Annotated in this window: 20 protein-coding genes, 3 pseudogenes and 1 riboswitch; of the genes and pseudogenes, 11 read left to right on the top strand and 12 right to left on the bottom strand. The window is 70.7% G+C overall.

Annotated features, from left to right (window positions below; all coding sequences use genetic code 11):
* Positions 1–68 precede the first annotated feature (68 nt).
* The 6 genes from ACFU5O_RS01415 to ACFU5O_RS01390 all read right to left on the bottom strand — a co-directional run bounded on the left by ACFU5O_RS01415 (position 69) and on the right by ACFU5O_RS01390 (position 7,525).
* Positions 69–2,360, bottom strand: coding sequence for an ATP-binding cassette domain-containing protein (locus ACFU5O_RS01415; RefSeq protein WP_384234931.1), 2,292 nt, complete (start codon positions 2,358–2,360; stop codon positions 69–71).
* On the bottom strand, positions 2,357–3,529 hold the full coding sequence (locus ACFU5O_RS01410; protein WP_384234929.1) for an energy-coupling factor transporter transmembrane component T: 1,173 nt from the start codon (positions 3,527–3,529) through the stop codon (positions 2,357–2,359). Before ACFU5O_RS01410 ends, ACFU5O_RS01415 begins: the two co-directional genes overlap by 4 nt.
* Positions 3,526–4,203: an SCO2322 family protein gene (locus ACFU5O_RS01405; RefSeq protein WP_384236347.1), complete on the bottom strand. Its 678-nt coding sequence runs from the start codon at positions 4,201–4,203 to the stop codon at positions 3,526–3,528. Before ACFU5O_RS01405 ends, ACFU5O_RS01410 begins: the two co-directional genes overlap by 4 nt.
* A 59-nt stretch (positions 4,204–4,262) precedes the next feature.
* Entirely contained in the window at positions 4,263–5,516 is a 1,254-nt protein-coding gene (locus ACFU5O_RS01400; RefSeq protein ID WP_384234928.1) for a prenyltransferase/squalene oxidase repeat-containing protein, read from the bottom strand.
* A 110-nt stretch (positions 5,517–5,626) separates the two neighbouring features.
* Positions 5,627–5,761, bottom strand: a riboswitch (cobalamin riboswitch).
* 114 nt (positions 5,762–5,875) lie between these two features.
* Positions 5,876–6,913, bottom strand: a complete 1,038-nt coding sequence (locus ACFU5O_RS01395) for an MBL fold metallo-hydrolase (protein ID WP_384234926.1) — start codon at positions 6,911–6,913, stop codon at positions 5,876–5,878.
* Positions 6,914–7,045: 132 nt separating this feature from the next.
* A complete protein-coding gene (locus ACFU5O_RS01390; protein ID WP_384234924.1) occupies positions 7,046–7,525 on the bottom strand; it encodes a hypothetical protein in 480 nt (159 codons plus the stop codon).
* Positions 7,526–7,731: 206 nt separating this feature from the next.
* Between ACFU5O_RS01390 and ACFU5O_RS01385 the strand changes: the two genes are divergently transcribed.
* On the top strand, positions 7,732–9,213 hold the full coding sequence (locus ACFU5O_RS01385) for an aldehyde dehydrogenase (RefSeq protein WP_384234922.1): 1,482 nt from the start codon (positions 7,732–7,734) through the stop codon (positions 9,211–9,213).
* Positions 9,213–9,446, top strand: a complete 234-nt coding sequence (locus tag ACFU5O_RS01380; RefSeq protein ID WP_384234921.1) for a ferredoxin — start codon at positions 9,213–9,215, stop codon at positions 9,444–9,446. The genes ACFU5O_RS01385 and ACFU5O_RS01380 overlap by 1 nt, the downstream gene beginning before the upstream one ends.
* Positions 9,447–9,534: 88 nt before the next feature.
* Here ACFU5O_RS01380 and ACFU5O_RS01375 read toward each other — a convergent pair whose 3' ends face one another.
* Entirely contained in the window at positions 9,535–10,227 is a 693-nt protein-coding gene (locus ACFU5O_RS01375; protein ID WP_384234919.1) for a thioredoxin domain-containing protein, read from the bottom strand.
* 144 nt (positions 10,228–10,371) lie between these two features.
* Positions 10,372–11,007, bottom strand: a complete 636-nt coding sequence (locus ACFU5O_RS01370) for a TetR family transcriptional regulator (protein ID WP_384234917.1) — start codon at positions 11,005–11,007, stop codon at positions 10,372–10,374.
* Between the two features lie 208 nt (positions 11,008–11,215).
* On the opposite strand from ACFU5O_RS01370, the gene ACFU5O_RS01365 reads away from it, so the two are divergent.
* The 3 genes from ACFU5O_RS01365 to ACFU5O_RS01355 all read left to right on the top strand — a co-directional run bounded on the left by ACFU5O_RS01365 (position 11,216) and on the right by ACFU5O_RS01355 (position 14,545).
* A complete protein-coding gene (locus ACFU5O_RS01365; RefSeq protein ID WP_384234915.1) occupies positions 11,216–12,529 on the top strand; it encodes a glycosyltransferase family 4 protein in 1,314 nt (437 codons plus the stop codon).
* 187 nt (positions 12,530–12,716) lie between these two features.
* Positions 12,717–13,454 carry a methyltransferase domain-containing protein gene (locus tag ACFU5O_RS01360; RefSeq protein WP_384234913.1) on the top strand — a complete coding sequence of 246 codons (738 nt, stop codon included), beginning with the start codon at positions 12,717–12,719 and terminating at the stop codon, positions 13,452–13,454.
* Complete coding sequence (locus ACFU5O_RS01355) at positions 13,451–14,545, top strand: prenyltransferase (protein ID WP_384234911.1); 1,095 nt, start codon at positions 13,451–13,453, stop codon at positions 14,543–14,545. Before ACFU5O_RS01360 ends, ACFU5O_RS01355 begins: the two co-directional genes overlap by 4 nt.
* A 13-nt stretch (positions 14,546–14,558) precedes the next feature.
* Here ACFU5O_RS01355 and ACFU5O_RS01350 read toward each other — a convergent pair whose 3' ends face one another.
* Positions 14,559–14,852 (bottom strand): hypothetical protein, encoded by a 294-nt coding sequence (locus ACFU5O_RS01350; RefSeq protein WP_384234910.1) that lies wholly within the window; start codon positions 14,850–14,852, stop codon positions 14,559–14,561.
* A 125-nt stretch (positions 14,853–14,977) separates the two neighbouring features.
* On the opposite strand from ACFU5O_RS01350, the gene ACFU5O_RS01345 reads away from it, so the two are divergent.
* Positions 14,978–15,526 carry a hypothetical protein gene (locus tag ACFU5O_RS01345; RefSeq protein WP_384236344.1) on the top strand — a complete coding sequence of 183 codons (549 nt, stop codon included), beginning with the start codon at positions 14,978–14,980 and terminating at the stop codon, positions 15,524–15,526.
* Positions 15,527–15,605: 79 nt separating this feature from the next.
* On the opposite strand, the gene ACFU5O_RS01340 is transcribed toward ACFU5O_RS01345, so the two are convergent.
* A complete protein-coding gene (locus ACFU5O_RS01340; RefSeq protein ID WP_384234908.1) occupies positions 15,606–16,538 on the bottom strand; it encodes an FG-GAP repeat domain-containing protein in 933 nt (310 codons plus the stop codon).
* Positions 16,539–16,834: 296 nt separating this feature from the next.
* Here ACFU5O_RS01340 and ACFU5O_RS01335 point away from each other — a divergent pair, with 296 nt between their 5' ends.
* The 5 genes and pseudogenes from ACFU5O_RS01335 to ACFU5O_RS01315 form a co-directional block, all read left to right on the top strand.
* Positions 16,835–17,284 carry a hypothetical protein gene (locus tag ACFU5O_RS01335; protein ID WP_384234906.1) on the top strand — a complete coding sequence of 150 codons (450 nt, stop codon included), beginning with the start codon at positions 16,835–16,837 and terminating at the stop codon, positions 17,282–17,284.
* Between the two features lie 195 nt (positions 17,285–17,479).
* Positions 17,480–17,830, top strand: a pseudogene (locus tag ACFU5O_RS01330) (NUDIX hydrolase); the annotation flags it as partial.
* 460 nt (positions 17,831–18,290) lie between these two features.
* The gene (locus tag ACFU5O_RS01325) at positions 18,291–18,671 is read left to right on the top strand and encodes a hypothetical protein (RefSeq protein ID WP_384234904.1); all 381 of its coding nucleotides are present in this window, start codon (positions 18,291–18,293) and stop codon (positions 18,669–18,671) included.
* Positions 18,672–18,811: 140 nt separating this feature from the next.
* Positions 18,812–18,958, top strand: a complete 147-nt coding sequence (locus tag ACFU5O_RS01320) for a hypothetical protein (protein ID WP_384234902.1) — start codon at positions 18,812–18,814, stop codon at positions 18,956–18,958.
* A 45-nt stretch (positions 18,959–19,003) separates the two neighbouring features.
* Positions 19,004–19,159: pseudogene (locus ACFU5O_RS01315) on the top strand (transposase); the annotation flags it as partial.
* Between the two features lie 271 nt (positions 19,160–19,430).
* Here ACFU5O_RS01315 and ACFU5O_RS01310 read toward each other — a convergent pair.
* On the bottom strand, positions 19,431–20,441 hold the full coding sequence (locus tag ACFU5O_RS01310) for an LLM class F420-dependent oxidoreductase (protein ID WP_384236342.1): 1,011 nt from the start codon (positions 20,439–20,441) through the stop codon (positions 19,431–19,433).
* 96 nt (positions 20,442–20,537) lie between these two features.
* Positions 20,538–22,227 (bottom strand): annotated as a pseudogene (locus ACFU5O_RS01305) (IS1182 family transposase); the annotation flags it as partial.
* Positions 22,228–22,262 lie beyond the last annotated feature (35 nt).

The raw sequence follows: 22,262 nt of genomic DNA, 5'->3' as shown, positions 1-22,262 counted from the left end.
GGCCTTGTGGTCCGGGTGGTCCCCACGCTCGGGCCGGACGCCGTGGCCGGGGCGTGTGCGGGGGGCGCTCACAGGGCCGCCTCCACCTGGGCGACGGTCAGCCACGGCCCTGGGGCGAGAACCTTGGCGACCTGGGGAGCGAACGCGGGAGAGGAGACGACCACGTCGGCGGTCGGACCGTCCGCGACGACCTCCCCGCCCGCGAGGATCACCACCCGGTGCGCCAGCTCGGCCGCGAGCTCCACGTCATGGGTGGCGAGGACGATGGCGTGCCCCTCGGCCGCGAGGTCCCGCAGGACGGCGACGAGGCGGGCCTTCGCGGCGTAGTCCAGACCACGGGTCGGCTCGTCGAGAAGGAGCACCGGGGGGCGCGCAGTGAGCACGAGCGCGAGGGCGAGCGCGAGCCGCTGGCCCTCGGAGAGATCACGGGGGTGCGTCGGGTCCGGTACGCCCGGCAGCAGCGCGCTGACAAGCGCCCGGCAGGTCCCGGGCGCGGCGCCCGCATCCGCGTCGGCGGCGGCGCACTCGGCCGCCACCGTGTCCGCGTACAGCAGATCCCGAGGCTCCTGGGGGACCAGGCCCACCTCGCGGATCAGCTCACGGGCCGAGGTCCGGTGCGGTACGCGGCCTCCGACCGTGAGGCCGCCCGAGGTGGGCTCGATCATCCCGACGAGCGTGCTCAGCAGTGTCGACTTCCCGGCGCCGTTGCGCCCCATGAGCGCCACGGCCTCCCCGGCCCGCACCTCGAGCCGGACGGCCCTCAGGGCCTCGGTCCGACCCCGGCGCACGGACAGCCTGTCGACGGCGACGAGAGTTCCGGGCGCGGAGGCGGATCCACGGGTGGTGGGGGCCACGGGCCCGGCGGGCCGCCGCCACAGGCGCGCGAACGCGGCCCGTGGGCCACGGGCCTGCGGCGCCTGGGCGCCCGGCCCGGGGGTGAGGTCGGTCGCTGCCGTGACCCGCCCGACGGCGGAGTCGTCCGGCGCCTCCGCGGGCGTGGCCGATATGCCCGGGGCGGCTGTGGGCCGCCCGCCCGCCGAGGCCGGTGGGGTGTCCGTTCCGGGCCTGGTGGGGGTTGGGGCGGCGCTCTGCGCAGCGGTGTCCCCGGACCGGGCAGCGCCGACGGCCCGCGCCTGTTCGCCGGGGGCGGCCGGCCGTGGCGCTCCCGCGGGTGCCCCCGGTCCCGCGCCCGCGGGGCGCCCTTCGGCGACGGCGCCTGTGCCCGGTGCTCCGTGCCGTACGGCCGATACGTCCGGCACGCCCGCGGCCCGTGGCCAGGCCGCGGCCGCGGCTGCGCCCGCTCCGGGCCCGGTGGGGGCGGTGGCTTCCTCCGCCGTGGCACAGGACCGTGCTTCTGCGGACCGGGCAGCGGGGACCGCTCGCGCGGGGGCCTGCGGGCCGGCGGCTCCGGAGCCCGCCCCGGGCACGTCCGGTGCCTCCACGGCGGCGGCCGGTCGTGGCGCTCCCACGAGGGGCCGCGGCCCGGTGGTGAGGCCGGGGCCCGTAAGGCGCCCTTCGGCTGCGGCCGGGGGAGGCGGGGTCTTTCCCGACAGGCGGTCGCGGAGGCCGACCGCACGGCGGCGGGCGTCGCGGACCGTCAAGGGGAGGGGGGTCCAGCCCGCGTAGCGGCCCAGGGCGACCACAGGGGGGTGGACCGGGGAGGCCGCCATGATCTCGGCCGGGGGGCCCATGACCGGCTCCGCGCCGGGGGACGGGAGGAGGATGACCTGATCCGCGTACTGGACCACGCGCTCCAGGCGGTGCTCGGCCATGAGGACCGTCGTGCCGAGGTCGTGGACCAGACGCTGGAGGACGGCCAGGACCTCTTCCGCGGCGGCGGGGTCGAGGGCCGAGGTCGGTTCGTCGAGGACCAGGACCCTGGGGTGCGGGGTGAGGACGGAGCCGATCGCGACGCGCTGCTGCTGGCCGCCGGAGAGCGTGGCGATCGGGCGGTCGCGGAGGTCGGCGAGGCCCAGGAGGTCCAGGGTCTCCTCGACGCGGCGGCGCATCACGTCAGGGGCGAGGCCCAGGGACTCCATGCCGTACGCCAGCTCGTCCTCGACCGTGTCGGTGACGAAGTGGGCGAGCGGGTCCTGGCCCACCGTGCCGACGACGTCGGCGAGTTCGCGCGGCTTGTGGGTACGGGTGTCCCTGCCGCAGACGGTGACCCGGCCGCGGAGCGTGCCGCCCGTGAAGTGGGGGACCAGCCCGGATACCGCCCCGAGCAGGGTCGACTTGCCGGCGCCCGACGGGCCGACCAGCAGCACCAGTTCGCCCTCTGGGACGGTCAGGTCGACTCCCCGGACGGTGGGCGCCTCGGAGTCGGCGTACGTCACCGAGACGTTCTCGAAGCGGATCACGACGACTCCCTGGGCGGTACGGGGGCAACGAACGCGGGCAGCAAACCCACCAGGACCGACGCCGCAGGCAACAGCGGCAGCACCGGCGCCGTCAGCGGTACGACGCCGGGATGCAGGGCCTGCGGTGCGTGGACGCCCGCCCGGATCATCAGTGCGGCGACCGCGACGCCCGATCCGGCCACCAGCCAGGCGCGGACGCCCCAGCGGTCGGGGCGGTAGCGGGTACGGACCTGGCGCCTGCCGCCGAGCCACAGCCCGGCGGCCGCCGCGGCGAACCCGCTCAGCAGCACGGGCGGTCCGTACCCCGCTCCTTCCGCCGAGAGCAGTCCGTACGAGCCGGCGCAGACGCCGAGCAGGCCGCCCAGCGTGAGGGCGGTCGTGGTGTGCCGGACGGCGCGCGGCACCTCGGCCGTACGGCCGTAGCCACGTGCGTCCATCGACGCGGCCACCGCGACCGACCGCTCCAGCGCCCCTTCCAGGACCGGCAGGCCGATCTGGACGATCGCCTTGATGCCGCCGGAAGGGCGGCCTCGCAGCCTGCGCGCCGTGCGCAACCGCATCACGTCCGCGACCATGTTCGGCGCGAACGTCATGGCGACGACGACGGCGACCCCGGCCTCGTACAGCGCGGCGGGCAGCGACTTCAGCAGCCGTGCCGGGTTGGCGAGCGCGTTCGCCGCGCCCACGCAGATCAGCAGCGTGGCCAGCTTCAGTCCTTCGTAGAGCGAGAACACCAGCTGTTCGGCCGTCACCCGGCCGCCGATCCTGATGCCCTGCGCCCAGTCGGGCAGAGGCACTTCGGGAAGTGTCAGCAGCACCTGCGTGCCTGGGATCGAGGAGCCGAGGACGACGGAGAAGACCAGCCGGATCGCGAGGACGGAGAGGCCCAGCTTGACGAAGGCGCCGTAAGAGCGGGCCCACGGCGCGTCGGTGCGGCGGGCCGCCACGACGTACCCGGCGACGCCGACCAACAGGGCGAGGAGCAGCGGGTTGGTGGTCCGGGAGGCGGCGGTCGCGAGCCCGAGGGCCCACACCCACCACGCCCCGGCATGCAGCGCGTTGCTCCGGTTCGCCTCGGGCGCGCGGAGGGCCGCCGGTGCTCGGCGTACTGCCCGTACTCCCCGTACTCCCCGTAGGACAGGGGCCGTCCGCGACATGGCCGCGGTCATCCGCGGCGGCGGCGTGCCTGCCAGAACGCCGCGGCGCCCAGTGCGGCGACGGCCGCGACACCGGCGATGACGCCCACAGAAGGGCCGCTGTCGTCCTTCGGACCGTCGTCCTGCGCGCCGGAGGCGTCGGGCTCCGAGGCCGGGGCCGGCTCGGCCGCCGCGGGGCCGTCGCCCTGGATCTGCTCGCCGCAGCCCGACTCCGGGTAGCCGGAGATCGCGCAGAGCAGCGCGTCGCTGTTGTACCGCAGGGGCTTGGCGACCGCGGCGAGGGCGTCCGCGCTCGAGGCGGACGGGTCGACCCGGGCGCAGGCCGTGCGGCGGCCGGGGGCCGGCGGGCTCTCGCCCTGGGGCGCGTCCGCCGGGGTGCCGAAGTCGATGACGACGCCGACGCGCTTGGTGCCGGATTTCGCGGGCGTGCCCGCGCACAGCGCCTTGAAGTCGGGGGCGGTGCGCGGTTTCGCCGAGTCCGCGGAGTCGGCACTGACGGAGAAGCGGAAGCCGTTCACCTCGCCGTCGGCAGGGCGGGCGGTGGCCGGGCCCTGGGTGGCGTACGTCCAGGAGCCGCCGGAGGTCCCCGTACCACCGGAGCCGCCCGTGCTGCCGTCGGACTGCCAGAACGACCAGTACCGGTATCCCGCGGCGTGCGCGGGCGCGCCGGCCATCAGCGTGAACATCACGCCGAAGGCCAGCGCCAGAGCGGCAGCCGGGGCCGGCCCTGCGAACCGCCTGCGGATCACTTCTTGTTCTTCCGGCGGCCGCTGAACAGGAAGCCGACGCCGACGCCCGCCGCCAGACCCGCGCCGACGATCCACCAGATGCCGGCACTGTCGCCCCCGGTCGTCTCGGCCTCCTCGGCCGCCGCGGGCGGGGTCGGTGCGACCGTGGACTCGGGTGCGGGTCCGGTCGCGTTCAGCTGCCGGACCAGGTCGGCACCGCCGAAGTTCCGGGGGTCGGCGCCGTAGGCGTGTGCGGCCAGGACGAGCTGCGCGTACGCCGCGGGCCCGCCCTGCTTCGCCCAGGCTGCGGAGTTCTTCTCGAGCCAGGCGACCGATGCGGCCGCCTTGTCCTTGTGTCCGGCGGCGGAGAGCGCGACGACCGCGTCGGCGGTGTTGCCGAAGTCGGGCTGCGGGGCCGGGTCGGCGGCGCCGGGCAGCGGCGGGGAGTCGAGGTGGCCGGTCTTGGCCAGGGTCTTGGCGAGGTAGGCCGCGCCGTTGCGGGCGGACTGCTCGGGCGTCGCCTTGGCGGGGGTGTCGCACTTCGGGGCGCCGCCGGGCTTCGGGCCCTTGACGACCATGCCGCGGCCGAGGCCGCCGAGCACGGCCGCCGCGGTGGCGTCACCGTTGGCGATCAGCTTGCCCGCCTTGTCCGGCTGGTACGCGAACGCCCCCCCGGCGGCCTTGTCCGTGCACGGGACGGCGAACGACACGAGCGCGTCGTACGGCGTCTTCCCGCTGTCGGACGTCATCGTCGCCGGCCGGGCGTCCGCCGCGGCGAAGGCGCCGATGACGATCGCGGTGGAGTTGGCGTCGGACGGCATCCCGGGGTTGTAGCTCCAGCCGCCGTCCGCGTTCTGCACGGACTTGAGCCAGGCGAGGCCCTTCTTGATCTCGTCCTTGTGTCCGCCGAGTGCGGTGAGGGCCTGCAGCGCCGCCGCGGTGGCGTTGGTGTCCAGCACCGTCTTCACGTCGCACGGCTCGGTGGCGTCCGCGCGGTACGAGGCGAAGCCGCCGTTCGCGCACTGCTGTCCGGTCAGCCAGTCCACGGCCTTCGCCGAGGGGACCTCCTTGAGGGCGTCCTGGGCGCTCAGCGCCAGCGACTGCCGCCAGACGCCGTCGTAGGTCGGGTCCGTCGTGCCGAACAGCCCTGCGGGGATCACGGGCTCGGGCGTGGGAGAGGGCGCGGCGATCGCGGCCGGGGCGCCGGCCACGGCCCCCCAGAGCACGGCGGAAGCGGCGGTGAGCGCGGCTGCGCTACGGCGAACGGTCATGGCGGGCGGTGCCTCTCCTGCGGGGAGGCCGGGCACAGGCACGCTAGGCACCAGACTCCGGCCCCGTATACCTCGACGGTGCCTCAGCCACCGGGTTCCCGATGGCACGAGCCGGTCATGTCCTGGTACGAGGCATTCCGACTGACCGCCTGCGACGGCGGTTCACGGCTGCGGGTCAGTGCCGGATTTGCACCGGCTTCCCCTCGTACGGGAATGATGACGACCCGCTCACTGTACCGGCCCGTAGCCGCCCGGCCCGGGCCGGATACCGGGGCGTAGGTCACACCCGCGGCCGGTGGCGCGCCGCGGCGTCGCCCACAGCGTCCCCCGTCACAGCCGTGGCCGGTCCCTCCTCCCGGTCACACCGCCACGTAGGTCACCGGGGCGCTGCCCGGCACGGCCTCTGCGCGCCCCAGTTTCACCAGACGGCGCAGATGGGCCTCGGCCTCCGAGGCGGCGATGTTCCGTGAGCCGTACGGGATCTGCTCCCAGGGGCGGTTCCACTCCATCCGCTCGGCGAGCTGCCAGGGGGTGAGCGGGGTCGCGAGCAGTGCCAGCAGTCCGGTGAGCCGGGCCTCGTGGTGGACGAGCAGTTCACGGACGCGGGCCGCGGCGCCGGTGAAGGCGTGCTGGTGGGCAGGGAGGACTTCGGCGACGCCGAGACGGCCGATGCGCTCCAGGGAGTCGAGGTAGTCACCGAGCGGGTCCGTGACGGTGGAGTCGTCGGGGTCCTCGTACAGGCCGATGTGGGGTGAGATCCCGGGGAGCAGATGGTCGCCGGAGAAGAGGCGGCCGTGGCCCGGGAGGTTCGCGGGGTGATCCTCCTCCAGATGGAGGCAGACATGGCCGGGGGTGTGGCCGGGTGTCCATATCGCGCGCAGCCGTCGGTCCGCCAGGTCGAGGAGTTCGCCGGGGACGATCTCGCGGTCCGGCAGAGCGGCTCCCAGGCCGGGGAGCGTCCGCATCCGGCCGCCTGCACGGGCCGCTCGGAGAGGGGCCAGATGCTCTTCCGGGGCGCCGACGGCGGCGAGCTTGTCGGCGAGATAACCGAGCCAGACGCCCGGGCGGGCCTCGCGGGTGCGGCGTACGACGGCCGTGTCGGCGGCGTGCATCGCGATCCAGGCGCCGGACGCCTCGCGCACCTGGCCGGACAGGCCGTGGTGGTCGGGGTGGTGGTGGGTGATGACGACGCCGTGGATGTCGGCGACCGGGATGCCGAGCGCGTCCAGGCCCCCGGCGAGTGCCGTCCAGGAGGCCGGGTCGTCCCAGCCGGTGTCGATCAGGACGGGCCCGCGGGCGGTGTCGAGGACATGGACCAGGGTGTGGCCGAGCGGGTTGTCCGGGATGGGGACCCGGAGCGACCAGACCCCTCCGCCGTGCTCCGTCACCTGTGACATACGACCTCGTCTCCCCTGTGCGGCACGGGCATTGCTCACTGTACCGAGAACTGACGAATAGTCAGACGGGTCGTCGGGAAGTCCCTCCCGCGCTCCCGTCGTCGGCCCGGGGCCGGTCGCACCGGGGCCTGTTCACCGGCCCGCGGCCGGATCTCCCTCTCCGAGGGCGATCCACCAGTCGCCGTCGTCGTGGACGAGGAGCAGGTCCTGACGTCGCCCGGTCCTCTCGTACGCGAGCGTCACCTGGTTGAAGTACGGCACCGGACCTTCCGCGACGGTGACGTCGACATGGCCCTGCGCGCCCGCGGCGTAGGCGTCGACGAACCGCTTCGCGTCGCCTCGGGGCTGCGGGTAGGCCGGACCCGCGAGCCGCGCCAGGCCCTCGGCGTCCCTGGCCCTGAGGCGCTGGACGTACACGCGCACGAGCGTGTCGACGTCCTCCGCGGTCTCTGCGACATCCTGGTACCGGGATCTCCCGGCGCTCACCGTGACATCGACCGGCGGGGTGTCCGCCAGTACGTAGGGCGGACGGAACCAGATCGGCCAGGCGCCGACGGTCAGGGCGGCCGCCGCGAGCACACCGCCCGCAGCCGCCGCGAGACGCTTCTTCATCGGTTTCCGTCCGTTCCGGGGGGAGGGGCCTGCGCATGACCGGCACGGCCGGCGGTCGCTGGGCAGGCGGGCGTGCACCTTCGACACGCAGACCGTCGGGGGACTTCTTTCGGTTCCGAGGGTGGCTTAGTCCGACCGGAGCTGGTATCAGTTCTGACACTGCGTCAGAAACCTGAGACGGATCCCCGGTGCGCGGAGGCGGCGTCATGGCCGAGCTGGTCGAGCACGGAAAGCTGTTCATCGGCGGGGAGTTGGCCGATCCGCTGGGAACGGACACCATCGAGGTGATCTCCCCGCACACCGAGCAGGTCATCGGCCGCGTCCCGCACGCCTGCGAGGCCGATGTCGACCGCGCGGTAGCGGCGGCGAGGGCCGCGTTCGACGAGGGGCCCTGGCCGCGGGCGACGCTCCAGGAGCGGATCGAGGTCGTCGGCAGGATCAAGGACGCGATCGCCGTGCGCCACGAGGAGATCGCGCGCTCGATCAGCGCCCAGAACGGCTCCCCGTACTCCTGGAGCGTCCTCGCCCAGGCTCTCGGCGCGATGATGGTGTGGGACGCGGCCGTCACCGTCGCCCGGGGCTTCGGTCACGAGGAGCGGCGCGACGGTGTGCTCGGGCCGATCCTCGTGCGGCGGGAACCGGTCGGGGTCGTCGCGGCCGTCGTGCCGTGGAACGTCCCGCAGTTCGTCGCGGCGGCGAAGCTCGCGCCGGCGCTGCTCGCGGGCTGCACGGTCGTCCTGAAACCGTCGCCGGAGTCACCGCTCGACGCGTACATCCTGGGCGACATCGCGCGTGAGGCCGGGCTGCCGGAGGGTGTGCTGTCGATCCTGCCCGCGGACCGCGAGGTCAGCGAATACCTCGTCGGGCACCCGGGAGTCGACAAGGTGTCGTTCACGGGGTCGGTCGCCGCGGGCAGGCGCGTGATGGAGGTCGCCTCCCGCAATCTCACCCGCGTCACGCTGGAACTGGGCGGAAAGTCCGCCGCGGTGATCCTGCCGGACGCCGATCTCGAGTCGGCCGTCCAGGGCATCGCCCCGGCCGCCTGGATGAACAACGGCCAGGCGTGCGTCGCCCAGACCCGGATCCTGGCCCCGCGCTCCCGGTACGACGAGATCGCCGAGGCCTTCGCCGCCGCGGCGGGCGCGCTGGTGGTCGGCGATCCCCTGGACCCGGCGACCCAGGTCGGCCCGCTGGTCGCGCAGCGCCAGCAGCGCAGGTCCCTCGACTACATCAGGATCGGCCAGGAGGAAGGCGCCAAGATCCTGGCCGGCGGCGGGCGCCCGGCCGGGCTCGACCGCGGCTGGTACGTCGAGCCGACCCTCTTCGGAGGTGTCGACAACTCCATGCGGATCGCCCGCGAGGAGATCTTCGGACCGGTCGTCTGTCTGCTGCCGTACGGCGATGAGAGCGAGGCCGCCAGGATCGCCGACGACTCCGACTACGGGCTCAGCGGAAGCGTGTGGACCGCCGACGTCGAGCACGGCATCGACTTCGCGCGGCGGATCAGGACGGGGACGTACAACGTCAACACCTTCAGCCTGGACATGCTCGGGCCGTTCGGCGGCTACAAGAACTCCGGCATAGGGCGGGAGTTCGGGCCCGAGGGGTACGGCTCGTACCTGGAGCACAAGATGATCCATCTGCCGGCCGGATACAGCAGCGAGGGTGAAGGTGAGGGCGAGGGCTGATGGGCGATCGCTGGCACGTCGAGGTCGACCGGGGCGTCTGCATCGGTTCCGGTATGTGCGTGAACCACGCCCCGGACGGCTTCACGCTGGACACCGCCCGGCAGTCGCATCCGCAGGCCCCCGACACGGACGCCGACGAGCGGATCCTCGCCGCGGCGGAGGGCTGCCCGGTCGAGGCGATCCTGATCACCTTGCCGGACACCGGTGAGGCGGTGTTCCCGCCCGAGGAGTAACGGGCGTGGCCTCCCGGGGCTTGTTCGGGGATCCCGGCCCGGCCGGGGGATGATCCCGCAGCTCTGCGCCACGCCCGGGCGCACGGGGCTACGAGTGCTCCGCCAGGCTCCCGGGATCGAGCTGTATGCCGCGAATCAGCCGCGCGAAGGACTCCCCGTCGAGGAGCACCCCCGAATCCGGAGGCACGAGCATGCCGTTGACCGTGGCGGAGGGTGTGCCGGGTCCTCGTCCGTCCGCTCCGGCCTGGTCGTAGGCCAATTGGGAAAGGGTCACGAAGTCGCGGTACTTCATCGACTCGACCGCCGCGTCGAAGGCGGGGCTTCGCAGACCGTCGACCCTGTCGGCGAGTTCCAGGAGGAACTCCGTGGTGAAACCGTCAACGCCCTCCGCGGGCTGGTTCTCGTAGAGCACGGCGTGGTACTCGACGAACTTGTTCACCTCCAGTGCGGCTCTGAGCGCGTTGACCGCTCTCTTCGAGCCATCGCCGCCGAGCCGGTCGTCCAGGAAGGAGGCCAGAACGTATTCGGTCTGCACCTGGCGCTTCCGAGTCAGGCCGCGCAGCACCGGAGCGGCCCCCGTCAGCTCGTACTCCTTGCAGTAAGGGCAGCGCGGATCCTCGTAGATGCGCACGGTCAGGGGGGCGTCCGGGTCCCCGACGACCACGGTGTGGCCCTCCAGCCGTTCGGGCAGCTCCTCCGCCCCGCCGTAGGGCGCCCTCTCCTGCGGAGGGACGGTTCCCCCGCACCCGGCCCCCGACAACGCCAGCAAGGCCGTCAGCAAGGCCCCTGCCAGCCATCTCCCGCCACGCTTCACCAGCACCTACCCCCCAAAGGCAACGGGACAGTAGAGCACGTGTACGAAAAACAGACCAGGCGGGTGCGACAAAGGGCGAAGCGGGAGCCGGCAGCCCCTGGGGGAGAGGTGCTAGCCGGTCTGCCGACGGGCCCCGCGCTCCGGGTCCGTGAGGTCGATCAGCCGGCACACCGTCTCGATGTCGATCTTCACCTGGGCTATCGACGCCCGCCCCGAGAGCCAGGTGATCAGCGCGGAGTGCCAGGTGTGCTCGATGACCCGGACCGCGGAGAGCTGCTCGGGGGTGGGGTGCTCCAGGCCCATCGCGTCCAGGATGATCGCCGTCGTCTGCCGCGAGACCGTGTCCACCTCGGGGCTGACGCTGCGGTCGGCGAAGGTCAGCGCCCGCACCATCGCGTCCGCGAGATGCGGCTCGCGCTGCAGTGCCCGGAACGCCCGCATCAGCGTCTCGGAGACCCGCTCCGCCGCGCTGTCCGCAGCCGGTGGCCGCTTGCGCAGGGTCGTGTGCAGGTGCTGGAGCTGGTCCTGCATCGTGGCGACCAGCAGATGGACCTTCGAGGGGAAGTACCGGTAGAGCGTGCCCAGCGCGACCTCGGCCGCCTCTGCGACCTCGCGCATCTGCACGGCGTCGAAACCGCCCCGGCTGGCCAGCTGGGCGCTGGCGTGCAGGATGCGGCGACGGCGGGCCTCCTGGCGCTCCGTCAAGGGAGGAGAGGCCGCAATGGCTGCCCTGACTTCCGCTGTCATGTCTCGCGTTCCCCTGGGTTCCGGAGGGCACAGCATGGCAGGGGCGTCCGCCGTGGCGCGAATCACCTGATCCAGGCCTTACAGCAGGACTACCTGCCGGTAGATTCGATGCTCCTTGAACGCTCGAGAACGATCAAGTCTGTAACTTGTTCTAGATTAGCGCGAGCGGTTACGCTCCGGCAGAAGTGCAGTGAGGAAGGGGCCGTGAGTGACCGCTGAGGCCATAGCCGCCGGGCCCCGTCCGGGTGGCACCGGCGCCGGTGACCGACCGCTGCGCATCGCTCTCCTCACCTACAAGGGGAACCCGTTCTGCGGGGGCCAGGGCGTGTACGTAAGGCACCTGTCCCGCGAGCTGGCCCGGCTCGGGCACAGCGTGGAAGTGATCGGCGCGCAGCCGTACCCCGTGCTCGACGAAGGCGTTCCGCTCACCGAGCTGCCCAGCCTCGATCTGTACCGGCACCCCGATCCCTTCCGCACGCCCGGACGCGACGAGTACCGGAACTGGGTCGACCTGCTCGAGGTCGCCACGATGTGGACCGGCGGCTTTCCCGAGCCGCTGACCTTCTCGCTGCGGGCACGGCGGCACCTGGCCGCGCGGCGCGGGGAGTTCGACGTCGTCCACGACAACCAGACCCTGGGCTACGGGCTGCTCGGCGACCTCGGCGCCCCGCTCGTCACCACCATCCACCACCCGATCACCGTCGACCGGCAGTTGGAGCTCGACGCGGCGGCCGACTGGCGCAAGCGCGCGTCGGTACGGCGCTGGTACGGCTTCACCCGCATGCAGAAGCGGGTCGCACGGCGGCTGCCGTCCGTGCTGACCGTCTCCGGCTCCTCGCAGCAGGAGATCGTCGAGCACCTCGACGTGCCGGCGGAGCGGGTCCGGGTCGTGCACATCGGCGCGGACACCGAGCTGTTCTCGCCCGACCCGGCCGTTGCCGAGGTCCCGGGACGGATCGTGACCACGTCCAGCGCGGACGTCCCGCTCAAGGGGCTCGTCTTCCTCGTCGAGGCCCTCGCCAAGCTCCGCACCGAGCACCCGGACGCCCACCTCGTCGTCGTCGGCAAGCGTGCCGAGGACGGGCCGGTGGCGCGGATGATCGAACGCTACGGGCTCCAGGACGCCGTCCGGTTCGTGAAGGGCATCTCCGACGCGGAACTCGTGGACCTCGTCCGCAGTGCGCAGGTGGCGTGCGTACCGTCGCTGTACGAGGGCTTCTCGCTGCCGGCCGCGGAGGCCATGGCCACGGGTACGCCGCTCGTCGCCACCACCGGCGGGGCGATCCCGGAGGTCGCCGGACCCGACGGGGAGACCTGCCTCGCGGTGCCGCCGGGCGACGCGGGTGCACTCGCCGCCGCGACCGGCCGCCTGCTGGGCGACCCCGGACTCCGCCGGCGCATCGGCGCGGCGGGCCGGGACCGCGTCCTGACCCGCTTCACCTGGACCCGCGCGGCCCAGGGCACCGCCGACCTCTACCGCGAGGCGATCGCCGCGCGTGCGGCCACCGGGGGTCCTCGGTGACACCCCGCCGCCCCGCACGGCCCCTCGCGGCCGGCTCCGCGACCCCGGACGCCGACGGCTTCGGTGCCTCCGGCCGCGGGCGTTCGGTGCTCGCCGCCGTCCCCGGGCGCTCGGCGCTCTCGTTCCCCGGCCGCTCCGCGGCCGTATGTGTCACCCGCCACCCCGACCTCGAAGGCAGGCCGACCCCGTGCTGACCGTCGACTTCTCCCGCTTCCCGCTCGCCCCGGGCGACCGTGTGCTCGACCTGGGCTGTGGGGCCGGGCGGCACGCGTTCGAGTGCTACCGGCGCGGGGCCCAGGTCGTGGCCCTCGACCAGAACGGCGAGGAGATCCGCGAGGTCGCCAAGTGGTTCGCGGCGATGAAGGAGGCCGGGGAGGCACCGGAGGGCGCGAGCGCCACCGCGATGGAAGGCGACGCGCTCAACCTGCCCTTCCCCGACGAGTCGTTCGACGTCGTGATCATCTCCGAGGTGATGGAGCACATCCCGGACGACAAGGGCGTCCTCGCCGAGATGGTCCGGGTGCTCAAGCCGGGCGGCCGTATCGCCGTCACCGTGCCCCGCTACGGCCCCGAGAAGATCTGCTGGGCGCTCTCGGACGCGTACCACGAGGTCGAAGGCGGACACATCCGCATCTACAGAGCCGATGAACTGCTCGCCAAGATGCGCGAGGCGGGCCTCAAGCCCTACGGCACCCACCACGCGCACGCGCTGCACTCACCGTACTGGTGGCTCAAGTGCGCCTTCGGCGTGGACAACGACAAGGCCCTGCCGGTGCGTGCGTACCACAAGCTGCTGGTCTGGGACATCATGAAGAAGCCCCTGGCCACCCGGGTCGCCGAGAACGCCCTCAACCCACTGATCGGCAAGAGCTTCGTGGCCTATGCGACCAAGCCCCACCTGCCGCTCGCGGCGGCCGCCAAGTGACTTCGCCCGGACGAACCGAACATCTCGTCCTGCCCGGCGTCCTGACCGCCGAGCAGGCAGCCGAGACCGTCGCAGGAATCCTCGCCGTGCAGCGCGAGGACGGGGCGATCCCCTGGTTCCGGGGGCACCACCTCGACCCCTGGGACCACACAGAGGCGGCGATGGCGCTGGACGCGGCCGGTGAACACGACGCCGCCGCCCGCGCGTACGCCTGGCTCGCACGGCATCAGCTCGCGGACGGCTCCTGGTACGCCGCGTACCAGGACCGCGAGAACGGCGTGGACACCGCGGAGCCGACGGACCGGGGCCGGGAGAGCAACTTCTGCGCGTACATAGCCGTAGGCGTGTGGCACCACTACCTCGCCACCGGCGACGACGCGTTCCTCGACCGCATGTGGCCCGCGGTCATGGCCGCCGTCGAGTTCGTGCTGCGGCTGCAGCAGCCCGGCGGCCAGATCGGCTGGAAGCGCGAGTCCCCCGAGAACGGGGACACACCGGTCGACGACGCCCTGCTGACGGGCAATTCCTCGATCCACCACGCCCTGCGCTGCGCCCTCGCGATCGCCGAGGAGCGCGAGGAGCCGCAGCCGGACTGGGAGCTGGCGACCGGTGCGCTCGGGCACGCGATACGCCGCCACCCGGAGCGGTTCCTCGACAAGTCCCGCTACTCCATGGACTGGTACTACCCGGTCCTCGGCGGCGCACTGACCGGCGCAGAGGCGAAGGCGCGGATCGAGGAGCACTGGGACGCGTTCGTCGTCCCCGGGCTCGGCGTCCGGTGCGTGCTGCCGAACCCCTGGGTCACCGGCGGCGAGAGCTGTGAACTGGCCCTCGCGCTCTGGGCGATGGGCGAGTCCGACCGGGCGCTGGAGATCCTCCAGTCGATCCAGCATCTGCGCGCCGAGGGCGGCATGTACTGGACGGGGTACGTCTTCGAAGGCGAGCGGGCCGTATGGCCCGAGGAGCTCACCACCTGGACGGCCGGCTCGCTGCTGCTCGCGGTGGCCGCCCTGGGAGGGGACGAGGCGACCACCGCGGTGTTCGGCGGGGAGAGGCTGCCGAGGGGACTCGACCCCGAGTGCTGCCAGTAGCGGGCAGCAAGGATCAGTTGCGGCGGAGCCGGCCGGCCACGGCGTGTCCGACGAAGAGGTACACGACCGCGGCGAGACCGTAGCCCGCCACCACGCGCGCCCAGGCCTCGTCGAACGTGAAGAGGTCGTACGACCAGCCGGCCAGCCAGCGGGCCACGTCCTGGACGAAGTTCACCAGGTCGTTGGCTCGGTTGGCGTCCAGCAGGTACATGAGAATCCACAGGCCGATGATGAAGGCCATGACGTCGGCGACGACCGATATGACGGTCGCCGCCTGGTGCGTTCCACTGCGCTGTCTGATGGACATGAAGACCGCGTTGCCGTTTCGCCTTAAACGAAACCCGTTCGGGTTCGCCCGAGTGGCGCAACCGGACGCCCCGGGTGACCCTGGCCCATGAAGCCTCGGGGAGGTCAGGGAGGTCTGCCATGCCCATTCCGGGTCCGGTTCCCGCGGCGGTGCGCCGTACGGCGGTGGCTCTGCTGCTCTGCTGCGCGCTGCTGGTCACCACCACCGCATGCGGCGGCGACAGCCAAGCGGGTGGTTCCGCGACGCCGACCAGCTCGGCGTCGGCGCAGAAGTTCGCCAAGACACGGTTCGTGGCCAACGCGGGCCTCGCGGCGGGGGCGACCTACCAGTGGATCGTCAAGCCGTACCGCGCGGGCAAGTTCAAGAAGGGCGCGGACGGCCAGAAGGCCGCCCTGGCGAAGGCGGGCCTCGCCGCCGCCTTCGCGTACAACAGGCTCAAGGCCGCGGCGAACAACGCCAAGGGCGATCCACTGCTGTCGAAGGCGGTGGCACCGGTCACCGCCGGAATCGAGTCGCTGAAGTCCCTGAGCACCAAGCTGCGCAAGGGCCAGGCGGGCGAGGCCGACATCACCTCGCTCGAGAACGTCGTCAAGAACGTCAAGGACGCGGGGACGAGCGCGGGCGTCGAGGTGAAGGACAAGGTCCCGTCACTCGCCCAGCTCAGCGGCGGCTGAGACGTCTGCTGCATCCCGCCGCGAAAGGGTGACCCCGGCCGCAGCGGGGCGGCCGGGGTCGAGCTGGTGTGCTTGACGGTCAGCTGCTGTAGCCGGCAATCAGGCGGGTGCGGCCGAAGGACCAGTCGTTGGCCGTGGCCGACCAGCTTGAGACGGCAGGACTGAAGGTGCCCTCCGACTTGGTCGTCCAGGTCCACATCTTGACGCTGTTGTCGGCGGGGTAGTTGTACATGGCCGCAAGGTCGTCGAGGCCGTCACCGTTGTAGTCGCCCACGACGAGACGGCTCCTCTCGAGTTCCCAGCCGCCGCTCACAGTCAGGGCTTCATGAGTCGAGCCGAAGGCGTCGCTGGACGTGGACACCGCCGTGGTGATGTGCACCTTGTCGGTGGTGTCGGGGTAGACGTACCACAGGGCGATGTCGTCACGGCCGTCGCCGTTGAAGTCGCCGGAGTGGGCCTGAGAACGAATCCAGTCGAACGATTCGCTGTGCCACCAGGCCTCCGGAGCGGTGAAACCGCCTGAAGGATTGGTGGCGAATACCCAGATCGTCGCCTCGTTGTTGTCGTAGCCGTACAGGGCAGCTAGATCTTCACGGCCGTCGCCGTTGTAGTCCCCGGTGACGAGCCTGCTCATGCTGCGTTCCCAGCTTCCACCGCCGGACTCCCAAGAGGCGAAGGGCTCGTTGAAGCCGCCGGAGACAGTGGATGTGAAGGTCCAGAGCTTGTCGCCGCCGTCGGCGTATCGGTACCAGAGCGCGATGTCGTCCCGGCCGTCACCATTGAAATCACCGGCTTCAAGCGTGGACGAGGCGAGGCCGAAACTGCCCGCCGACCTGTGCCACACCCTGTTGGGGGCATTGAAGCCGCCGCCGCTCTTGCCGAGCGCGGTCCACAGAGCGGCACCGTTGTTGTCGTAGCTGTACAAGGCGCCCATGTCACCGAAGCCGTCGCCGTTGAAGTCACCGGTGGTGAACTTCGAGCGGGAAACGTCCCAGTTTCCATCGGTGCCCATGGGCGACTTGACCGGAGCATTGAAGGTGCCGTTCGAGTTGGTCAGGAACGACCACGTCGCGTCACTTCCATCAGTGTGGTCGTACCAGGCGCCGATATCGCTACGGCCGTCTCGGTTGTAGTCGTGCCGGATCGTGGTTCCGCTTGACCAGACCGACTGGGATTTGGCGTTGTAGACGACGAGGTTGCCGCGGTCATGCAGGTGGACGTAGCCGTCGGCCGTGAGGCCGGGTGTGCCCGCGGTGATGCCGGTGGCGGACTTGATGAAGACGTCAAGAGAGGCTAGATATGAGGTTCTTGACCGACGACGGTCGATTCGGATTTCTTGTCGCCCCGTTGAAGGGCCGCGGCATGTTCCGGTTCCAGCTCATCATCGACAGTCAATTGATCGGTGATACCGAACCGTGCATTCTGGGCACAGCCATGGCCAGGCTGAAGGACCTGACGCATCTGGACGACGATCGGCTTAATCTCTTGTTCTCGGACAGGGATGTTGTACTCTCAGCGTTGCTGACTGAGGAGGAGCTCCACGACCGCACAATCCTGTCTATCGCCGAGTCTTTGGATGACTGGTTGATCCATGGATATGTATACAAGGGGAATGTAGTTGTGGTGGCGCGAGGCGACGAGGATGGTTCGTTGATGGGCCCTACGCTGGTCGCCGTCGTAGCATCTGCCGAGTACGATCCGATCGTCGAGGCAGCTCGCAATTATTGGTCGAGCGTCAATAGTTCCTCTATTGCGTGATTTTGCTGATTTCGACGGAAGGGATTCACGGCCAGATTGTTGTGGACGGCTAGATGCTCCTGCCGAGCGATCCGGCAGTCTGGTCCTATCGAAATGGGATCTCCACCAGGGCCGCGTGAATTTCCAAGCGCTAATCTGAAGCCCCATCAGTTGTGACTGATGGGACTTCGGAGGTGCTGACGGCAGTAGTTGACGGACGACCTCTGGGCCCTGCCCGGAGGCGGTATGGACCTCACCGACTCCCTGCCAGGCACGGCCGTCCGCGAGGTCAAGGAAGAGACCGGCCTCGACGTAGAGATCACCGGCCTGGTCGGCACCTACACCGACCCGAAACACATCATCGCCTACACCGACGGCGAGGTCCGCCGCCAGTTCAACGTCTGCTTCACCGCCCGCATCACCGGCGGCCAACCGGCAATCTCCGACGAGTCCACCGAACTCCGGTTCGTGCCGCCGGAAGAGATCGAGCAGTTGCCGATGCACCACACCCAACGACTCAGGCTCCAGCACTTCCTGGAACAGCGAGAGAAGCCGTACCTGGGCTGAGCCACGTGACGGCAGTAGCGACGGCAACTACCCCGCACAACCACGGACACCCACGCACTTCACCGGACCAGCAAACCGCACTTGACCTGCATAAAAGCAGGTAGATGGAGCCACGCAGCACACGTACTATGTGCTGGCGGGCGAGACTCCGGTCCTCGTTCACAGTAGCAATGGAGCTTGTGGTGTCACCGGTATCTCCAACCTTCACGGGAAGACTCTGGATGACGCCGAGCAGGGCATGTTTGGTCAAGGCTTCTCATTCACGTCGGAGGCTAAGGGTGGATTCCGCCGCTACGACCACCCTGACGGTAGTCAGATCTGGATCAGGCCGAACGGCGAAGTGCAGAGCGCGGCTCGGCCCCTCGATTGATCCCGGCCCGAACCAGAAGAACTACCGTCAGAGGTGCGGCCCGGATGGTCAGGTTGCGCAGGAACATTCGACTGGGGAGATGGTGATCCGGTGAGCTCACTTCAGACGTTTCTCGATGTCGCCCCAGGTTGTCAGGGATATTTCCTGGATCGCCTCTCGCTAGAGCGCATCGATGACGTCGATGCGCTGGATATGGGTCTCCGCTGGGGGCCCGAGAAGCCGGATATGACGCTCGCATTTCGGGACGTCTATTTTTGCTCGATTGAGCGGCCTTCGGGTCCTGGTGACGCACCGTTGGATCAGGTGGCGGTAACACTTCTGGAGCCGAGCGACTCGCCTTGGCCTGAAGAGCTGGCTCTCGAACTGATCCGCTCATCGTCGCTCCCGGCGTTGATCTGGTTCCGAGCGGAAGGGCCAGTTCAAGTCAGTGTGCTTGCTGCGATCGCAAGCGTGTCGCTTGAGGTCATGTAAGCGACCGCAAATCTGAAGCCCTGCCAGGCAGCGCCTGGCGGGGCTTCAGCGTGGGGTGACGGCAGTAGTTGACGGCAACGTCAGTGGACGAGGGCCGTCGCGGGTAGCGGCTCGTTGCCGTCGACGATGCCGGTGTCGGCTTGTGCAGGGCCATCGAGTGCTACGCCAAGGGTTTCTATGGCGTAGTGCTGGAGGCGGAGTCGGACGTGGGCGTAGCCGGTGGCGGTGACGCCGATGTGAGCGTGGCCGAGGAGTTGACGGCAAAGGTGACGGCAACGTGGGGCTAGGCCGTGTATCGAAAGTGAATCTTGAGCGATAAATGATCTCGGTTCATGGGGCGGCGAGATCTCACGGACGAGCAGTGGGCGGTGCTGGAGCCGGTGTTGCCGAAGGGGACGAAGGTGGGACGGCCGCCTGTCTGGCCACGGCGGCAACTGATCGACGGCATACGGTTCCGGGTCCGGACCGGTGTTCCGTGGCGGGACGTGCTAACTCCGCCCCCGCGCACTCACGTCAGCCAACCTAGAGCGCTTCCGGCACACGCCCCTAGGGGCACTGCGACAACAGGGCCGGTCAGGTGACCAGGGTGCGCAGAAAACAGCACGGCGGACGACCGGAAGCGCGGAGAGTGCCGGGCGCGCCCGCACGGCGAGCGCCGGGGCGATGGTGAGGCGACGGCGAGGAGTGCGGCGATGCCAGGCAGCGCTCCATTGGTCCCGTCGTCGCTCCGAGCCGTCCGCGCGATGATCTGGAAGAAACTTAACCGTTCAGTTCGGCCAGTACGCGAAGGGTGCGCTGGTCCGGTGCCGTCACCAGGAGGTCGGTGACCGGGCCCTTGCGCCACAACTCCAGCCGTTCGGCGATGCGTTCGCGCGGGCCGATGAGCGAGATCTCGTCGGCGAAGGCATCGGGGACGGCGAGCACCGCCTCCTCGCGCCGGCCCTCGGCGAACAGCCGCTGGATGCGCCGGGCCTCGTCCTCGTACCCCATGCGGGCCATCAGGTCGGCGTGGAAGTTGCGGGCCGCGTGGCCCATGCCGCCGATGTAGAAGCCGAGCATCGCCTTGACGGGCAGCAGCCCCTCGGTGATGTCGTCGCAGACGGCGGCCCGCGCCATCGGCGCGATCATGAAGTTCTCCGGGACCTGGTCCAGCGATGCCCGGTAGACGTCCGTCCGGAGCGGGGACCAGTACAGCGGCAGCCAGCCGTCGGCGATCCGCGTGGTCTGGGCGATGTTCTTCGGCCCCTCCGCGCCGAGCAGGACGGGCAGGCCGGACCGGAGGGGGTGGGTGATCGGCTTGAGCGGCTTGCCGAGGCCCGTGCCGTCCTGGCCCGTGTACGGGTGGGTGTGGAAGCGGCCGGCGAGCTCGACGGGGCCCTCACGCCGCAGGACCTGGCGGATGACGTCCACGTACTCGCGGGTCGCGGTCAGCGGGCTCTTCGGGAACGGGCGGCCGTACCAGCCCTCCACGACCTGCGGTCCCGACAGCCCGAGCCCGAGCAGCATCCGGCCGCCGGAGAGATGGTCGAGGGTGAGCGCGTGCATCGCGGTGGCGGTGGGGGTGCGGGCAGACATCTGGGCCACGGCGGTGCCCAGTCCGATCCGGGAGGTGTGCGCCGCGATCCAGGTCAGCGGGGTGAAGGCGTCGGAGCCCCAGGCCTCTGCGGTCCAGACGGAGTCGTAGCCGAGGCGTTCGGCCTCACGGGCGAGTTCGAGGTGGGCGGGGTTCGGGCCGCGCCCCCAGTAGCCGAGTGCGAGTCCGAGCCGCATGGGCCCCGCCCCTCTCTGACGGACAGTCAGTCTGCCGGTGCGGGGCGACTGTACGGCAACGGCCCCCCGCCCGGAAGGGGATGCTGTTGGCGAATAGGTGCCTTGCTTCGCCCCATCGATGTCATTCGGTGGGGCGAAGTGCTGCCAGGTGGCTGGTGCGGGTGCGGGCGTGTGGTGTCCCGGTGAGATGGGCGTCGATACGGACGAGGTTGATCGCTGCGCCGGTGAGCTGGTGTTGAAGGCCGGCCTTGCTCAGGCCCCGGTAGCGGGATCTACGCAGGCCGTGGGCGAGGACGCCTTGGGAGATGGTGCCCTCGACCCCGGCGCGGATCCTGTAACGGGCCTTCCAGCCATCGGTCTGCTGGAGAGCCCGGGCCTGGTGGATGGTGTCGTACTCGTTGCGGGGCCGCAGGGTGAGGTCGCGCCGGATGAGCTTGCGGCTGCCGGGTTTCGATTTGATGCAGTCGGGCCGGTGCGGGCAGGGGGTGCAGTCGCGTGGGGAGAACTGGACGCGGATGACCGGTGTCCCTCGCTGTGACATGGCCTGACGCCACACGGTGCTGGTGTGTGTGCCCGGACACGTCACTTGCTGCTGGTCCCAGTCGATGTTGAACGCGTCCTGTCCGAAGGCCGCTTCACCTCTGGACTGGGCGGAAGTGACGGCCTTGAGAGGGCCGTGCACGGCCACGCCGTGGTCCTGGCGGGCTGCGCTCATCGCGGGACCGTTGGCGTAGCCGGTGTCCACCCAGTGCTCGCCGGGCAGCAGGTCCCGTCCGGCGAGGGCAGCATGGACGACAGCGGCCATGCGGTCATCGCTGACCTCGCCGGTCGTGGTGGCGACGTTGGTGATCAAGTGGACGGTATCCGGCTCGCAGGTCTCGGTCAGGTGGACCTTGTAGCCGTCCCAGAACACGTCCTTCTTCCCACCGTTGCGGGCCTCGGGGTCATACGGGGTGGCCAGGCGCGTGGCGCCCGGCGGACGGTCTTTTGGGCCCCGGCGAGCCACCTCGCCGTCGACCAGGTGGAAGTGCTGGACCCACACCTGCCGCAGGATCTCCGCCTCGGGCAGTGTCCGTAGCCCGGACGGGGCATCGTTCGCCCAGATCATCCGCAACAGGTGCATGCCGTCGGCGCCGATCCGCTCGTAGGCCCGCGTACGCTTCGTCCGGTCCTTGGGAAAGCGGGATTCCTCGGCGCGGGTGGCATAGTGCCTGAACCAGTCCGGCCGGGCACGCTCGCGCAGCCAGTCCGGCTCAGCGCGAGCCACCGCGTTCAGGGCTGCCCGCAGGCTCTCCGCAACCAGCTCCAGCTGGTTCAGCTCACGCACCGCGGACAGCACGTGCGTGGAGTCCGTCCGAGCTCGGCCGGCGGTGGTGATCAGTCCCCGATGCCGGGCCGCAGCCAGAATGCCGTCCAGGATCTCCCGTCCGCCGTCCGCACCGATCAGCCGGTCCCTGAACTCTGAGAGGACCGAGTAATCGAATCCCGCGTCGGTGAGTTCCAGTCCGAGCGCGTACTGCCAGTCGATCCGGGCCCGCACCGCCTCGGCGGCCTGCCGGTCCGTCAGGTTCTCCACGAACTGCAACACGAGCACCACAGCCAGTCGGCCCGGTGACCAGGCATGCTTGCCCCGCACCGGGAACAGACCGGCGAAGTCCCCGTCCTGGAACAGCGCCCCCAGCTCGTCCCGGACCCTGATCGCCAGGCTGCCTTTCGGAAACGCAGCCCGTGCCACCCGCACGGTCTCCACCGGAACGTCTCCCGACACCTGCGGCCTCATCGACACGCGAACCCACCCCAAACAGCAACGTCGGCCTTCGA

It is taken from the genome of Streptomyces sp. NPDC057445 (assembly GCF_042802855.1).
Taxonomy (GTDB): domain Bacteria; phylum Actinomycetota; class Actinomycetes; order Streptomycetales; family Streptomycetaceae; genus Streptomyces.
Note: the sequence above shows the minus strand (reverse complement) of the source record. Positions and strands in the feature narration are given on the sequence as shown.

Excerpts from the sequence above, each read along its gene's own strand:
- ACFU5O_RS01385 (WP_384234922.1), top strand. The coding sequence starts at position 7,732 with ATGGCCGAGCTGGTCGAGCACGGAAAGCTGTTCATCGGCGGGGAGTTG.
- ACFU5O_RS01380 (WP_384234921.1), top strand. The coding sequence starts at position 9,213 with ATGGGCGATCGCTGGCACGTCGAGGTCGACCGGGGCGTCTGCATCGGT.
- ACFU5O_RS01390 (WP_384234924.1), bottom strand. The coding sequence starts at position 7,525 with ATGAAGAAGCGTCTCGCGGCGGCTGCGGGCGGTGTGCTCGCGGCGGCC.
- ACFU5O_RS01405 (WP_384236347.1), bottom strand. The coding sequence starts at position 4,203 with ATGTTCACGCTGATGGCCGGCGCGCCCGCGCACGCCGCGGGATACCGG.
- ACFU5O_RS01340 (WP_384234908.1), bottom strand. The coding sequence starts at position 16,538 with ATGGGCACCGATGGAAACTGGGACGTTTCCCGCTCGAAGTTCACCACC.
- ACFU5O_RS01310 (WP_384236342.1), bottom strand. The coding sequence starts at position 20,441 with ATGCGGCTCGGACTCGCACTCGGCTACTGGGGGCGCGGCCCGAACCCC.
- ACFU5O_RS01400 (WP_384234928.1), bottom strand. The coding sequence starts at position 5,516 with ATGACCGTTCGCCGTAGCGCAGCCGCGCTCACCGCCGCTTCCGCCGTG.
- ACFU5O_RS01350 (WP_384234910.1), bottom strand. The coding sequence starts at position 14,852 with ATGTCCATCAGACAGCGCAGTGGAACGCACCAGGCGGCGACCGTCATA.
- ACFU5O_RS01395 (WP_384234926.1), bottom strand. The coding sequence starts at position 6,913 with ATGTCACAGGTGACGGAGCACGGCGGAGGGGTCTGGTCGCTCCGGGTC.
- ACFU5O_RS01410 (WP_384234929.1), bottom strand. The coding sequence starts at position 3,529 with ATGACCGCGGCCATGTCGCGGACGGCCCCTGTCCTACGGGGAGTACGG.
- ACFU5O_RS01370 (WP_384234917.1), bottom strand. The coding sequence starts at position 11,007 with ATGACAGCGGAAGTCAGGGCAGCCATTGCGGCCTCTCCTCCCTTGACG.